Source organism: Flavitalea flava, assembly GCF_054461575.1.
Genome location: NZ_JBTLQH010000036.1, coordinates 50133 through 64449 on the forward strand (window position 1 = coordinate 50133; position 14317 = coordinate 64449).

The window sequence follows — 14317 nt, forward strand, 5'->3', positions numbered from 1 at the left end:
AAAGTGAACATGGAAATTCAGCCTGCCGCTCCGATAAAAAGAAGATCATATGGGTTGGTCTTTGGCCTGATCGCAGGTTTAAGTATTGTGATTCTTACAACAGTTCTATACCGTGGTGGGGTAAAGACTTTTATGGGAAATGGCAACTATCTTTCCTATGTTATTTTAATCGGTCTTGCTGTTGCTGCAGCTTTGGCTGAAAAAAAAGCGAACGGAGGGTTTATTGCATTTCAATCGGCCCTGAAGACCTGTTTTACTGTATTTGTCATAGGTCTGGCAGCACAGACGCTTTTTACCGAATTGTTGCTGAATTATATAGATCCCGTTTTTAAAAAGGCCTATACGCAGGCTGTGCTTGAAAAAACGGAAGAAGTCTTTAGAAAATTTGGCCTCAGTGAGGACAAATTGGATCAGACCATGGCAGAACAACGGGGAAAGGACCAATTTTCATTTACCAGTATGATCCAGGGATTCTCGATCTGGTGCATCATTCACTTTATTTTTGCCCTTATCATAGCGGCCATTGTCAAAAAGAAAAAAGAAGTATTTCCGGACAGGGATTATCAGGCCGGAACTATTCAATAATCCGGAAATATTCAATAAAAAAGAAATGGATATCTCTATAGTCATACCAGTACTCAACGAAGAGGAATCGCTGCCGGAGTTATGCAGTTGGATCGAACGCGTAGTTAAGGAGAATCGGCTTTCCTGCGAGATCCTTCTTGTAGATGATGGCAGTACAGATAGTTCCTGGCAGGTAATTGAAAATCTCCGGGAATTCAATCCCAGTATCAAAGGAATCAAATTCCAAAGGAATTATGGTAAATCCGCAGCGTTAAACGAAGGTTTCAAAGCCTCAAAAGGCGAGGTCGTGATCACGATGGATGCAGATATGCAGGATAGTCCGGATGAAATTCCCGAATTGCGTCGCATGATCCTTGAGGAAAAACTCGATATGGTGAGCGGTTGGAAGAAGCTGCGTCATGACCCTTTTTCCAAAACCTTTCCTTCCAAACTCTTTAACTGGATCGCTTCAAAAGTTACCAAGATACCCTTACATGATTTTAATTGTGGTCTGAAAGCTTACCGCCGCAGTGTAGTAAAGAGCATTGAAGTATATGGGGAGATGCATCGTTACATTCCCGTTATCGCCAAATGGGCCGGATTTAAAAAAATTGGTGAAAAAGTGGTCCAGCACCGCGCCCGGAAATATGGGTATACCAAGTTCGGCGGTCTGGGTCGTGGTCTGAAGGGTCTATTGGATTTGGCTTCCATTATGTTCGTCGGGAAATACGGCAAACGTCCGATGCATTTTTTCGGACCGCTTGGCGTATTATGTTTCCTGGTAGGGTCGGGAATTACCATATATCTTACGATCTCCAAGATCCTGAATCCGGCCGTTTCATTAACGAACCGGCCTACTTTCTTTATTGCGCTGATCCTGATGGTTATCGGCAGCCAGTTATTCCTGGCCGGTTTTATAGCGGAGTTACTCTCCCGGAATTCTCCCGGACGAAATTCTTATCTCATCGAACAAAAGCTGGGATTGGAGTCTCCATCACCCGCTCCCAAAGGTGAATTTATTTAAAAAAAACCTGAATGAGCGCATGAAAGGAAGCATTTTAATTCTAGGACCTGCACATCCTCTGCGCGGAGGGGGGATCACTACTTTTAACCAAAGACTTGCCCGTGAATTCATACAGGAAGGATACGATTGTACGATCTATTCCTTTTCCCTCCAATATCCATCTTTCCTTTTCCCCGGAACTTCCCAATATTCCAATGAGCCGGCACCTGAAGGATTAAAGATCCTATCCCGGATCAATTCTATCAATCCGCTGAACTGGATCCGTATCGGAGAAGAGTTAAGAAAAGCAAAACCGGATATTATCGTAGTTCGTTACTGGATCCCTTTTATGGGTCCGGCCTTGGGTACGATTCTGCGAAGGGTACGAAAAAACAACCACACAAAGATCATTGCGATTACCGATAATATACGGCCCCATGAAAAGCGTCCGGGTGATACTACATTCACCAGGTATTTCCTGAAAAGCTGTGATGCTTTTATCACCATGAGCTCGAAGGTGATGCAGGATCTTCGTGAATTTGAAACGACCAAACCAGCCCGGGAGGTCCCTCATCCCCTGTACGATAACTTCGGAGAAGCCATAAGCAGGCAAGCGGCCAGGGAAGAACTCAGGAGCAGGAAGGGACTGAATATCGGGAAGGAAGACAAGGTGATCCTTTTTTTTGGTTTTATCCGCCGTTATAAAGGTCTTGATATATTATTGGATGCCATGGCCGATAAAAGGATCAGATCCTCAGGCATTAAATTACTCATTGCCGGAGAATACTATGAAGATCCTAAACCATACCAGGAGCAGATCGGGAAATTGAATATTGCGGATTCACTGATCCTGAGAACTGATTTTATTCCCGACCGGGAAGTAAAATATTATCTCTGCGCTGCCGATGTTATCGTCCAGCCTTACCGGAATGCCACACAAAGCGGTGTAACACCTCTCGCCTATCATTTTGAGCGCCCGATGATCGTCACCAATGTAGGCGGGCTGCCGGCCCTGGTACCTCATGAAAAAGCGGGCCTGGTTGCAGAACCCGAAGCAAAAGCCCTGGCAGACGCTATCCTTCGTTTTTTTCAGGCGGGGAGCGACTATTTTCTTCCTCAGCTTCTGAAGGAAAAACAAAAATATTCCTGGAGCAGGTTGGTAGCAAGCATAGAGGAATTGGCAGCACCCCCTTCAGGGGATAAAGGGGTGAGTTGGGGTGATGATTGGACGCTATTCTTAGACAGGGATGGCGTCATTAATCACGAGAAGGAGGAGAGTTATATTTTTAACTATTCAGAATTCGCTTTTTATTCCGGAGTGAAAGAAGCCTTAAAACTACTGGCCGGAAAGTTTGGCCGCATCCTGGTAGTCACCAATCAAAAAGGGGTGGGAAAAGGGTTGATGACCCGGGAAGATCTCCTGGATATACATCAAAAAATGACAGCAGAGATCGATGAAGCAGGCGGAAGGATCGACCGGATCTATTTCTGCGATTCCCTTTCGAATGATCACCCCTGCCGTAAGCCCAATCCGGGGATGGCCTTTGAGGCGAAGAAGGATTTTGAGAAGATTGACCTCGTCCGTTCAGTTATGGTTGGTAATAATATCAGCGATATGGAGTTCGGCAAAAATGCCGGAATGCATACCGTTTTCCTTAAAACGACTAATCCGGGACAGTCGCTCCCCCATCCCGCTATCGACCTGGCTTTTGATTCACTGTTGGATTTTGCCAAAGCTTTATCATGATCCGCAAAATTTTGCGCCTGTTTTAACGTTCCCCTTTGGATTGCCCGTATTCTCAATCGTAACTTAGCCAATTTAACTTATTTCCGATCGTATGCTCACCAGGTATTCCCCATCCAGGTCCTTAGCCGGCAAATCAGGGTCTTTTCCCGGCAAAAAATACCGTTCTATCCTGCTGGCGGGGTTATGCCTGATTGGGGTCACCACCCGTATATTTGCCCAGACTGCCCAAAAGGTCAAACCCCTGAGTACTTCGGAAAAAAAGGTTTTCCGCAAATATGAAGATTCCCTGAAACGGTTTTCCGATCAGATCGTTTATTCGGATACCCCGGCCGTTCGTTTACGTTCGGACAGCCTTTTCGTAAGATCACTGGTAAGGGCCTTAAAAAATAAAAATTCATTTTATTACCCTTTTGACTCGCTGCAAACTATTTCAAGACTTTATGCCCCCGACAGCAGTTTCCGGATCCTGACCTGGCAATTTAAGAAAGACGATTATTTGTATCTGCAGGAAGGCGCAATTCAGGTTAATCAGCCCGACGGGTCTTTAAAATTGTTTCCCTTATTCGATGTCTCCATGTTTACCGGAAAGCCCCTGGATTCCGTAAGGACACGGAAAAATTGGATCGGGGCCATATATTACCGGATCATCCTCAAAACCTATAATGGCGCCAATTATTATACTTTGCTTGGTTTTGATGATTATAGCCAATCCAGCAATAAAAAATGGATGGAAGTATTGACCTTTACCCCTTCCGGGGAACCGGCTTTTGGCGGCCCATTTATCTCCTTTCAGGAGGATTCGGCCCGCAGGCCGGTTCAATTCCGGTTTAGCATGGAATATAAAAAAGAAGCGTCAACGCATTTCAACTATGATCCGGACATGGATATGATCGTTTTTGATCATCTGATACCTGAAGGCGGGGAAGCAGAAAAAAAGGACAGCTACATCCCGGACGGAGATTTTGAAGGATTTACCTGGAAAAACGGGAAATGGGTGCATGTGGACAAATTGGCCGATAAATTATTCAATTTTAAGCTCAAAGACGGAGAATTTCCTATGGATGAAAAGATCCTGGATGAATCCGGAAATTCAAATGAGCAAAAACTAATGGATCAATCCGAAAAGAATCTGCAAAAAAAGGGGAAAACCAAAATACCGGTGAAAGATCCTGTTAAAAAACCCGGAAATCAGTAAGGGAAGGCTCAGGGCATTAATCGCATGGATCTCCCAGGAAAATATCATCAGGAATTCCGGTTCAGTATTGTTTGTTTAGCCTTATTATATTCTATTTCCGAAATAGCTCCTTTTTCTTTCAATTCGAATAATTTTTCCAGTTCCATTGCCATACCAGGTCCGGCATTCTTCAAACCCATTACGTATGGATTATTTCCCATCTTATATTCTGCCTGAGCTGCGGTAATCGTGTCTTTTAACCGTTTGGGGTGGTTCACATTAAAATAATCGGTGGCACCAACTTCAGCAGCGGTTTGGATCTCTACATGCCCGTAATTGAATAAGCGGCCAATCAGGGTTTGATCGTAGGATACATTATTGATCTTATCCAGGGGGCTTTCTTTCGCATAATGGCTTAACAGACCTGTTTCATCGATCACCCGAAAATTGGTTACTACCCAGATATTTACTTTCCAGGAATAATATCTGATCAGAAAATAGAGGACACCGGCAAGAGCTAATGTCCATCCCCAGGGCAGAAAGCCTATAAAATAAGAACCTGCGACAGCCGCAAGGGCTATAAATACGGGAATGATCAGAGAAGTCCAACTGCTGTAGGTGGTCAAAAGGATTGTTTCACCTTTTTGGAGCGGAGTGCGCATAAACGTATATGGATTTACCGGTTTGGTCTTTATTCATCCAGTTTCAACACGGCCAGGAAAGCTTCCTGGGGCACTTCCACATTACCTATCTGGCGCATACGTTTCTTCCCTTCTTTTTGCTTTTCCAACAGCTTTCTTTTACGGCTGATATCGCCGCCGTAACATTTGGCGGTAACGTCTTTGCGCAAAGCGCTGATCGTTTCCCGAGCTACGACTTTGGCACCGATGGCAGCCTGGATGGCAATCGCGAATTGCTGGCGGGGCAGCAGTTCTTTTAACTTCTCGCAGAGTTTTCTTCCGAATTCCTGTGCCTTACCACGATGGATCAGAGCACTGAGCGCATCCACTTTATCTCCGTTCAGGAGAATATCCATTTTTGCTATATCGCTGTCCCGCCTATCGATGGGAGAATAGTCAAAGGAAGCATATCCCCGGGTCTGGCTTTTCAATTTATCATAGAAGTCGAATACGATCTCCGTGAGCGGTATTTCGAAGATCAGTTCCACTCTGGTAGTTGTCAGGTAACTCTGATTGATCAGGTTGCCTCGTTTGCCCAGGCAAAGGGTCATGATATTACCGATATAATCGGGCTTGGTGATGATCTGGGCCCGGATATAGGGTTCTTCGATCCGCTCGATGCGGGTCGGCTCAGGCATCTCAGAAGGGTTATTTACGATGATCACTTCCCCTTTATGTGTGTGGGCGATAAAACTTACGTTGGGAACCGTCGTGATGACGGTCTGGTTGAACTCCCTTTCCAGTCTTTCCTGGATGATCTCCATATGGAGCATGCCGAGGAAACCGCAACGGAAACCAAAACCCAGGGCCTGAGAAGTCTCCAGCTCATAAGTAAGGGAGGCGTCATTCAACTGCAATTTGTCCATGCAATCCCTTAATTCTTCAAAATCGTCCGTTTCCACGGGGAATATACCTGCAAATACCATCGGTTTTACCTCCTGGAAACCCTTGATCATTTCCTGGGTAGGGTTATTGGCCAGGGTTAGCGTATCCCCCACTCTTACTTCCTTGGCATTTTTAATCCCGGTGATAATATAACCCACATCTCCTGCCTTTACTTCCGTTTTTGGCGTCAGGGCAAGCTTCAGGACACCCACTTCATCCGCCCCATATTGAAGATCCGTGGACACAAATTTTACGATATCTCCTTTTTTAATCGTACCGTTCAAAATACGGTAATAGACGATGATCCCCCTGAAGGAATTAAATACGCTGTCGAAGATCAAAGCCTGTAAAGGCGCTTCGGGGTTTCCTTTAGGGGCAGGGATCCTGGCAACGATAGCATCCAGGATCTCCTGTACGCCCAACCCGGTCTTGGCGCTGGCAAGTAATATATCCTCCGGTTTGCAGCCGATCAGTTCGATAATCTGGTCTTTTACTTCTTCCACCATTGCCCCATCCATGTCGATCTTATTGATGACAGGGATGATCTCCAGGTTGTTCTCAATAGCCAAATAGAGGTTGGATATGGTCTGAGCCTGGATGCCCTGTGTGGCGTCAACCAGCAAAAGCGCCCCTTCGCAGGCGGCCAGGGCCCGGCTAACCTCATAGCTGAAATCGACGTGGCCGGGCGTATCGATCAGGTTCAGCACATATTGTTGCCCATTATGGGGGTAGTCTATCTGGATGGCATGACTCTTGATCGTGATCCCTTTTTCCCTCTCCAGGTCCATATCGTCCAAAACCTGGGCTTGCATATCCCTTTCGGAAATGGTATGGGTGATCTCTAACAACCTGTCTGCCAAGGTACTTTTACCATGGTCAATATGCGCGATAATGCAAAAATTTCTGATATTCTTCATTCCTTCTGATACCATTTATAGATAGGCTGCAAAAGTAAGTAAATAGCCGCAAGCAGCAAGCCGATGAACCGACTTAATTAGCCAACCCGGATCAGGTTGCCAGCAGGCAGCATGAAACCTGCAGCTCAATAATATTTCTTATTTTCACAAAAATTCAAGGAATGACCACTGATTTGAAAGAATTATTCGATCTCGCGGTTGCTGATAGTAAAAGTCTGAGCGAGCGTCCCAGTAATGACACCTTGTTACAATTATACTCTCTTTACAAACAGGCTACGGATGGGGATGTGAATACGGAAGCCCCCTCCAATCCCTTTGATTTTGTTGGCAAGGCCAAATACGAGTCATGGGTTGCCTTGAAAGGGAAGACAAAAGAATCGGCCATGCAGGAATACGCAGATCTTGTAGCCAAGTTAAGAAACTAGCGTTTTCCAGGCATTTTCATAATCGCCATCCGGAAAAACAGTTCTTGTCAAAACTCATTTTTTAATATCCCCTGATGTCAGAGAGGAAGATTGTCATCTACGAAACATCCCATCATGAAAACCTGCCGGCGCTCTTTGATCTCTGTGAAGACCTTTTTGATAAGACCGCTGTTTTTCTGAAGGAATTATCTTATCGAAACATAAACGGTAAAGGCAACCTCACTGAATTATGGCCCAAAACAAGCTTTTTCGTACAAACGGATGATTGCCCCAACAGAAGTTTTATCCATCAAACTATTTCCTTTTTAAAAAAAAACAATTATACACACCTCCATTTAAGCACCCTGGACAACAATCTATTATACTTTTCGGCCAAACTTCTTGTTATCAAAGATGTTCATATCAGCCTTACCGTCCATGAAGTCAATGAATATTTCACCTACAGATACCGGAATATCAGGGATATAACCGAATCTATCGCAAAAAAACTCCTTCATTACCGGATCAGACATTACAGTTTTTTTCTCCCGGCCATGACAGATCTTTTTCAAAGAAAGTATCCGGGTTCAACAACGGTTTTTATCCCTTCCCGGTTTTATTCCTGGCAAGACAAGATTGGAAAAAATGAAAAAAATCGGTTTAAAATAGTCATTCCGGGATCAGTAGAATCTAATCGGAGAGATTATGATTCCGTAGTGGATTTTTTTCGCTATTTTTTATCACAACAAGGCTTCAGCCACGCAAACATCGAATTAGTGGTCCTGGGAAATTGTAACACGGATTATGGTTTGGATATTATTGCCCGTCTCAAAAAAATGGAGTTACCCTCGTTCAAAACAACCTGTTATGAAACCTATATTCCGCAGACGGATTACGAGCGGCAGCTATCGGAAGCCGATCTGATCTGGAGCCCATTACAGATGAACAAAGCAAGTATACGGAAAAATCCGGAAATTAATGGTCAATCAACCGCCAGTGGACTTACCGCCGATTTGTTATTATACTGTACCCCTGCCCTGATTCCTCATGATTATGTCATACCCTACGAATTCAAGGCCGCAATGCTGACCTATCGCTCCAGGGAAGAGTTAAAGAATAAAATCATTGATTTTATTAATGACCCGGAATATCTGAGAGCGTTTAAAAAGAAAATTAACCAGTCCTATTTGTTTTTTTCAAAGAAAGAATTTGCAGGATCATTTAAAAAATTAATGGGAATTACTAACGGAAAGAGTTAAATGGAGCATACACTATCTTAAAATTTAACCTGGAATCAATAGTCGGTTAGTTACTATAAAAAGAAAATTATAAAAATAGCCAATCAGATTTATTTTTTATATTTACTTATTACTAATTGGATGATTATCAATGGAAAATACTGAAATAGAAATTATTCCACCCAAAAAAATTTCATTTGATTTTAAAGAACTTTGGCAAAACAGAGAATTAATATATTTTTTTACCTGGAAAGATATTAAAGTAAAATATAAACAAACTTTCCTGGGTATCTTATGGGCCGTATTACAGCCCTTGATGATGATGATATTGTTCTATGTGATCTTCTCTCGTTCTTTACATATAAATACAGGTAAAATACCTTATCCACTATATGCATTTTGCGGTTTAATTTTATGGGGACTATTCTCTACGGGAATAACCAATAGCAGTGAAAACATGGTCAATAATGCCAATATAATACGCAAAGTATATTTCCCCCGTCTGATACTTCCGATATCTTCTATGGCTACATCTCTGATAGACTTTGCCATAGCCTTTGGAATGCTGATCTTATTATTTATTTTCTATAAACAGCCGGTTCACTGGAGTATGATATATTGTTTACCGGCTGGAATCGTGATGACGCTGATCTCCTCTTTAGGCATCGGATTATTATTTGCGTCTCTTAATATTAAATACCGTGATGTCCGTTATCTTCTTCCATTTCTTATGCAGGTTCTTTTTTTTGCTTCACAGATCGTATACCCCATTAGTAACCTGAACAATAAATGGTTAAAATATCTACTATATTGTAATCCATTTAATGGAGCATTCGAGGTATTTAAATACCCTTTGCAAACGGGATCCATTAATACTACAGGATTATGGATCAGCCTTTTTTCCATGTTTATTTTTCTATTTGTTGGATTGGTATATTTCAAAAAAACAGAAGTCTTTTTTGCAGATCTGATATAATATGAAACCGATCATCGAAATACATCAGTTATCTAAAAAATATCGGCTCCAAAAAAGGGCGAATTATCTTTCGTTGCGGGATTTGATGGCTGATTCGTTTAAAAATCTATTTTTAGCAAATCTTAATCAGGCGACTGATTTCTGGGCGTTGAAAGATATAAACCTAACTATTCAACCAGGTGAACGGATAGGAATTATTGGGAACAACGGGGCCGGAAAGACCACATTACTGAAGATACTTAGCCGTATTACTCCTCCTTCGGAAGGTAAGATCAATATTCGCGGTAAAATTGCCTCATTACTGGAAGTGGGCACGGGATTTCATCCTGAACTTACCGGCAGGGAAAACATATACATGAATGGATCCATCCTCGGGTTAAAAAAACATGAAATCGATAATCAATTTGATGCAATTGTCGATTTTAGCGGCGTATCCGCCTTCCTGGAAACACCACTAAAGAACTATAGCAGCGGTATGGGGCTCAGGCTGGGTTTTGCAGTTGCAGCACACCTAAAACCGGACATTCTTATAATAGATGAAGTCCTTGCAGTGGGCGATCTGGAGTTTCAAAAAAAATGCCTGGGAAAAATGGAGGAGATTAGTAAAGAGCAGGGTAGAACCATATTGTTTGTGAGTCACAATATGGCAGCGATAACAAGCCTTTGTGAGAAAGCTATCCATCTTCAAAAAGGCCATTTATACTCAGTGGGGCATTCTACTGCTATTGTTCAGGAATATATTAAGATATCTGAAAGTTATGTCAATTCAGTGTACAACAATTTGAATACTACAACCTTAAAACCCATTTTTTTTACAAAAGTATTTGCATCCGATGAAGCGGGTTCGTTAAAACAATATTTTCAAATTGAGGAAGATATTCATATTCACATTCAAATCGAAAACCATAGCTGGAATAGGGCATTCACTATCGGAATAAGCCTGAATGATACAAGCAACAGAAAAATTTCGATAGATAATATATACTACAGCGGCGATCAGATTACTAAAACGATCAATTTGCAAGCGAAGATCCCAAAAAACGTCTTAACCCCAAACAGGTATCTGATCGATCTGGCCATCGAATTGCCAGGAATTGAGGTAATTGATTATATTAAAAATGTAATTAACTTCGATATAATAAAAACAGGAACCGGGTTTGAAGGTTTAAATTATGAGTATGGGGTTATTGCAAAAATTTTTGAGTGGAAAAGATAAAAACCACAATAGTAAAACCTTGAATACCTGGAAAGAAATAGAATACTTTGATGAGGAATGGAAAAATCGCATTCAACAAATGGCTTCATACATTCCCCCGAATACAAAATCTATAATGGATATTGGCTGCGGAAAGATGTGGTTAAAAGAGTATTTGCCCGATGGATGTAAGTATTTTGGAGTCGATTATATCAACCGGGGAACTGACAGCCACCTATTTGATCTCAACAACTATGAATTCCCCGACTTCACCTGTGATTTGGCATTTGTAAGCGGCTGCCTGGAATATATTGATGATTATAAATGGTTGATAGATGAGATAGCAGTCAAAAATAAAGAATGTATTATCTCCTATTGCTTATTGGATGTCTTTACTGATCTAAAAGAAAGGGAAAAACTGCATTGGAGAAATCATTTGAGCGAAATGGAATTGATTGATTTATTTTCAAAAAATGAAATGTACCTTATTAAAAGGGATAAGACAGTTACGAATAATTATATTTACGTTTTAAGAAAATGAATGATTACATAGCCTTACTTGACCCATCACTAAGAGAAAATGACAATAGTATTTCATTTAACCTGGGAGACGTTATAATTTTTAAATCTATAATTGACATATTAGAAACCCTGTTCCCTCATTATGAAATCAAAAGAATCTCAACACATTTTGATTTTGGAAAAAACGAATTAGCCCTTATTAAAAATGCCAGGCTTAGCTTTGTTGGGGGAACAAATCTGTTAACATCAGATATCCGCCATTTTTCAAGATTCACACCTGTGAAAAATAAATTTTTCTACCTCAATCCGGGCTTTAAAAACGTTATATTGATTGGCACAGGATGGTCTTCATACGCCCCCCCACCCGATCTCCCAACTTCTATTTATTATCAAAGAGTTTTACATAAAAGGTATGCTCATTCTTTAAGGGACGGCTATTCCAAAAATCACCTGAAAAAAGCTTTAATTACAAACACCATAAATACCAGTTGCCCTACCACCTGGGATTTGGATAGCAGTTTTGAAAATAAGTACGGAACAAAAACTGATAAGATTTTATTTACGCTCACTGATTACAACCAGGATTCCGTAATGGATAATCAATTATTGAGTTTACTTATACAATCAGAAAGCAAGGAAGTCTTTTTTTTCCCCCAGGGAAAAACCGACCTTGATTATATCGAAAGTCTTGACACTTTTAAAAAAAATAAAACCAAATTCAGTTTATTGAACCATCGGTTTGATGAATTCGATTCATTTATAAAGAGTAACCGGTTTAATTATATTGGCACAAGATTACATGCCGGAATAGCAGCATTGAAAGAAAAAAACCCAGCGCTTATCATCAGTATTGACAACAGAGCTGAGGAATTGGCAAAAGATATTCAACTAAACGTTATCAATAGAAAAAACCTCCATCGCATTAACGATTGGATCCAGGGAAAATATTCACCTCCGCCACTTTTAATGCCGGGGGAAAACATAAAAAAGTGGAAAATTCAGTTTAAAGAATTATAAGAATTATAAGGCATAGTAATTTTCTACGCTATTTTTACCGAAGATGAAAACATTTTGTACGATTATAACTTCGAATTATTTGCCCTACGCAAAGGCCCTCTATTCTTCTTTGGAAAAATATGACTCGGGCATAGCCTTGCAGATAATGGTCACTGACAGCAATAAAAAGGATTGCCCGTTAATAAACTATCCCAACATAGCGATATTTTTCCCTGAAGATATTTTTAATCAAAAGCTGGCACAGGAGATTTATAAAAAATATGCACACCTCAATATGGATAAGTTCCGTTGGGCGCTAAAACCCGTATTTATAGCTTATCTATTGAATAATGGTTTCGAAAAAGTTCTTTACACGGATTGTGATATCTTTTTTTATAATGACTACACTTTTTTGTTTGATGACCTGGATACTTCAAATATCTTATTGACCCCTCATTGGAGAAACTCCGATCCATTAATAAATGAAATGAGTTTTTTCTCCCTTTTTACGGATGGAATTTTTAATGCGGGGTTTATTGGCGCTAATAAAAAGGGAATTCCGGCGCTTCAATGGTGGGCAGAGGCCTGCCATTTTAAAATGGAAGCCAGGATTATGGAAGGTATATATGACGATCAGCGTTACCTGGATGTTCTTCCGGTCAGGTTTGAAGATATTAAGGTCATTCGTAACAGGGGATGTAATATAAGCGCCTGGAATGAGGAGGAATGTAAAAGGGTGCTTATTAACGGAGTCGTATTGATCAACAGGGAATATCCAATTATATTTATCCATTTCAATAATATGCTTATGCAGCAAATACTGAAGGGGCATGATGCATTATTACTTCCATATTTTATGGAATTTAAGGAAAGCCTTGAGCGAAATGGCGCAATGCTTTCCGATTTTATGAAAAATGTTGATTATTATCTTAACGCCAAAAGTTTGGTCAGGCTTAAATGGAAAACAATGGTCCGCACCCGAATAAAAAGAGGGTTATTCCAGTTGGCCGCCAAACTGTAATCATTAATTATTTTAACGCTTAACATTTCCACTCTACAGAACCAGGATCAGACCGACTATCTATTTACCGTATTTTCCGGCCAGGAACGAGCGAGGAACTTTTAATATGTTGCATGAATATCAATTCCAAATGTCAGCTGCTTATCCTGCGTATGAAAAAAGTAATCCCGAAAATGATAGGTTATATATCTTTTTGTGGATTCATAGTCTTCCCATTTTTCCGGAAGGTCTTCGCCAAAATATCCGGATACCTCCATCCCTTCCATCATTCCTCTTTTTATTTCATAAAGCTTATTGTTATATTTTGGAGAATACCTGCCGGTCAATCTTTCAAGCTTAGTTACCAATCGGGTATAATATTTATGTAAAAATCCATAATGATTTTTATTGGTCAACACATTTAAACTTTCCTGATCAACCAGTTTGAAACTCGAATAACCGGCCGACTTCAATGAATTCAACGAGGAAAACAATAAGTTTTCATTCCGGTTAACCTCTTCAATACTTTTCCCGAAACCTTCACAGGAAATAAAAGTAGGGCAGTTTGGATAGCCGGTTAATTGCCTTATAGCCTTATCGTCATAGCCCTCAATATCGATTTTGCAATAGTAAGGAGCCCCGAATTCGTCAAATAGGGAGCCTAGGGTCCTTCCGGTCACTATAATGGAATCTACAACCGGTCCATCCCTTTCTGACATTTCTTTTATTAAGGAACTTTTCTCATGATCCCTGCTGATATAAAAAACTACCCCGGAATTATCATGTTCCGAAATAGCCACGTTTAAAACAATTAGGCGACCGTCCTCCATTTCATGGCTAAACCTGCTCTTCAGGTTTTTAGAAAGTGCCGGATTGGCTTCAACGGATATCACGTTAAAACCTTTCTTAAGATAAAAGGCGGTATCATTCCCATTGTTTGCTCCTATATCATAAATTAGATTTTTGTTTATCATACTTTTTGTAAATTCAGAATTTTACAATTAACCGGGTCAGGT

Annotated in this window: 14 protein-coding genes; 11 read left to right on the forward strand and 3 right to left on the reverse strand. The window is 40.9% G+C overall.

Features of this window, described 5'->3' with window-relative positions; all coding sequences use genetic code 11:
• Positions 1-9 precede the first annotated feature (9 nt).
• The 4 genes from ACX0G9_RS24205 (at position 10) to ACX0G9_RS24220 (ending at position 4509) form a co-directional block, all read left to right on the forward strand.
• On the forward strand, positions 10-585 hold the full coding sequence (locus tag ACX0G9_RS24205) for a DUF4199 domain-containing protein (RefSeq protein ID WP_459067543.1): 576 nt from the start codon (positions 10-12) through the stop codon (positions 583-585).
• 25 nt (positions 586-610) lie between these two features.
• Positions 611-1588 carry a glycosyltransferase family 2 protein gene (locus tag ACX0G9_RS24210; RefSeq protein ID WP_459067544.1) on the forward strand — a complete coding sequence of 326 codons (978 nt, stop codon included), beginning with the start codon at positions 611-613 and terminating at the stop codon, positions 1586-1588.
• Between the two features lie 19 nt (positions 1589-1607).
• The gene (locus ACX0G9_RS24215) at positions 1608-3314 is read left to right on the forward strand and encodes an HAD-IIIA family hydrolase (protein ID WP_459067545.1); all 1707 of its coding nucleotides are present in this window, start codon (positions 1608-1610) and stop codon (positions 3312-3314) included.
• Positions 3315-3405: 91 nt separating this feature from the next.
• The gene (locus ACX0G9_RS24220; protein WP_459067546.1) at positions 3406-4509 is read left to right on the forward strand and encodes a hypothetical protein; all 1104 of its coding nucleotides are present in this window, start codon (positions 3406-3408) and stop codon (positions 4507-4509) included.
• Between the two features lie 47 nt (positions 4510-4556).
• Here ACX0G9_RS24220 and ACX0G9_RS24225 read toward each other — a convergent pair whose 3' ends face one another.
• Together ACX0G9_RS24225 and lepA are read right to left on the reverse strand one after the other, a co-directional pair.
• Positions 4557-5150: an SHOCT domain-containing protein gene (locus tag ACX0G9_RS24225; RefSeq protein WP_459067547.1), complete on the reverse strand. Its 594-nt coding sequence runs from the start codon at positions 5148-5150 to the stop codon at positions 4557-4559.
• A gap of 29 nt (positions 5151-5179) precedes the next feature.
• Positions 5180-6970 (reverse strand): translation elongation factor 4, encoded by a 1791-nt coding sequence (gene lepA, locus ACX0G9_RS24230; RefSeq protein WP_459067548.1) that lies wholly within the window; start codon positions 6968-6970, stop codon positions 5180-5182.
• Positions 6971-7131: 161 nt separating this feature from the next.
• On the opposite strand from lepA, the gene ACX0G9_RS24235 reads away from it, so the two are divergent.
• The 7 genes from ACX0G9_RS24235 (at position 7132) to ACX0G9_RS24265 (ending at position 13322) form a co-directional block, all read left to right on the forward strand.
• Entirely contained in the window at positions 7132-7395 is a 264-nt protein-coding gene (locus tag ACX0G9_RS24235) for an acyl-CoA-binding protein (RefSeq protein WP_459067549.1), read from the forward strand.
• Positions 7396-7469: 74 nt separating this feature from the next.
• The gene (locus ACX0G9_RS24240; RefSeq protein WP_459067550.1) at positions 7470-8633 is read left to right on the forward strand and encodes a glycosyltransferase family protein; all 1164 of its coding nucleotides are present in this window, start codon (positions 7470-7472) and stop codon (positions 8631-8633) included.
• 130 nt (positions 8634-8763) lie between these two features.
• The gene (locus ACX0G9_RS24245; RefSeq protein ID WP_459067551.1) at positions 8764-9588 is read left to right on the forward strand and encodes an ABC transporter permease; all 825 of its coding nucleotides are present in this window, start codon (positions 8764-8766) and stop codon (positions 9586-9588) included.
• 1 nt (position 9589) lies between these two features.
• Positions 9590-10804, forward strand: a complete 1215-nt coding sequence (locus ACX0G9_RS24250) for an ABC transporter ATP-binding protein (protein WP_459067552.1) — start codon at positions 9590-9592, stop codon at positions 10802-10804.
• Positions 10767-11324 carry a methyltransferase domain-containing protein gene (locus tag ACX0G9_RS24255; RefSeq protein ID WP_459067553.1) on the forward strand — a complete coding sequence of 186 codons (558 nt, stop codon included), beginning with the start codon at positions 10767-10769 and terminating at the stop codon, positions 11322-11324. Before ACX0G9_RS24250 ends, ACX0G9_RS24255 begins: the two co-directional genes overlap by 38 nt.
• Positions 11321-12322, forward strand: a complete 1002-nt coding sequence (locus ACX0G9_RS24260) for a polysaccharide pyruvyl transferase family protein (protein WP_459067554.1) — start codon at positions 11321-11323, stop codon at positions 12320-12322. The genes ACX0G9_RS24255 and ACX0G9_RS24260 overlap by 4 nt, the downstream gene beginning before the upstream one ends.
• Positions 12323-12401: 79 nt before the next feature.
• The gene (locus ACX0G9_RS24265; protein WP_459067555.1) at positions 12402-13322 is read left to right on the forward strand and encodes a hypothetical protein; all 921 of its coding nucleotides are present in this window, start codon (positions 12402-12404) and stop codon (positions 13320-13322) included.
• A gap of 101 nt (positions 13323-13423) precedes the next feature.
• Here the strand turns inward: ACX0G9_RS24265 and ACX0G9_RS24270 are convergent, their stop codons facing one another.
• The gene (locus ACX0G9_RS24270) at positions 13424-14275 is read right to left on the reverse strand and encodes an FkbM family methyltransferase (RefSeq protein WP_459067556.1); all 852 of its coding nucleotides are present in this window, start codon (positions 14273-14275) and stop codon (positions 13424-13426) included.
• Positions 14276-14317 lie beyond the last annotated feature (42 nt).

What these genes read in the sequence shown, in the direction of transcription:
- ACX0G9_RS24240 (WP_459067550.1), top strand. Translation starts at nt 7,470, where the DNA reads ATGTCAGAGAGGAAGATTGTCATCTACGAAACATCCCATCATGAAAAC.
- ACX0G9_RS24250 (WP_459067552.1), top strand. Translation starts at nt 9,590, where the DNA reads ATGAAACCGATCATCGAAATACATCAGTTATCTAAAAAATATCGGCTC.
- ACX0G9_RS24270 (WP_459067556.1), bottom strand. Translation starts at nt 14,275, where the DNA reads ATGATAAACAAAAATCTAATTTATGATATAGGAGCAAACAATGGGAAT.
- ACX0G9_RS24235 (WP_459067549.1), top strand. Translation starts at nt 7,132, where the DNA reads ATGACCACTGATTTGAAAGAATTATTCGATCTCGCGGTTGCTGATAGT.
- ACX0G9_RS24205 (WP_459067543.1), top strand. Translation starts at nt 10, where the DNA reads ATGGAAATTCAGCCTGCCGCTCCGATAAAAAGAAGATCATATGGGTTG.
- ACX0G9_RS24220 (WP_459067546.1), top strand. Translation starts at nt 3,406, where the DNA reads ATGCTCACCAGGTATTCCCCATCCAGGTCCTTAGCCGGCAAATCAGGG.
- ACX0G9_RS24255 (WP_459067553.1), top strand. Translation starts at nt 10,767, where the DNA reads ATGGGGTTATTGCAAAAATTTTTGAGTGGAAAAGATAAAAACCACAAT.
- ACX0G9_RS24225 (WP_459067547.1), bottom strand. Translation starts at nt 5,150, where the DNA reads ATGCGCACTCCGCTCCAAAAAGGTGAAACAATCCTTTTGACCACCTAC.
- lepA (WP_459067548.1), bottom strand. Translation starts at nt 6,970, where the DNA reads ATGAAGAATATCAGAAATTTTTGCATTATCGCGCATATTGACCATGGT.
- ACX0G9_RS24210 (WP_459067544.1), top strand. Translation starts at nt 611, where the DNA reads ATGGATATCTCTATAGTCATACCAGTACTCAACGAAGAGGAATCGCTG.
- ACX0G9_RS24245 (WP_459067551.1), top strand. Translation starts at nt 8,764, where the DNA reads ATGGAAAATACTGAAATAGAAATTATTCCACCCAAAAAAATTTCATTT.
- ACX0G9_RS24260 (WP_459067554.1), top strand. Translation starts at nt 11,321, where the DNA reads ATGAATGATTACATAGCCTTACTTGACCCATCACTAAGAGAAAATGAC.
- ACX0G9_RS24215 (WP_459067545.1), top strand. Translation starts at nt 1,608, where the DNA reads ATGAAAGGAAGCATTTTAATTCTAGGACCTGCACATCCTCTGCGCGGA.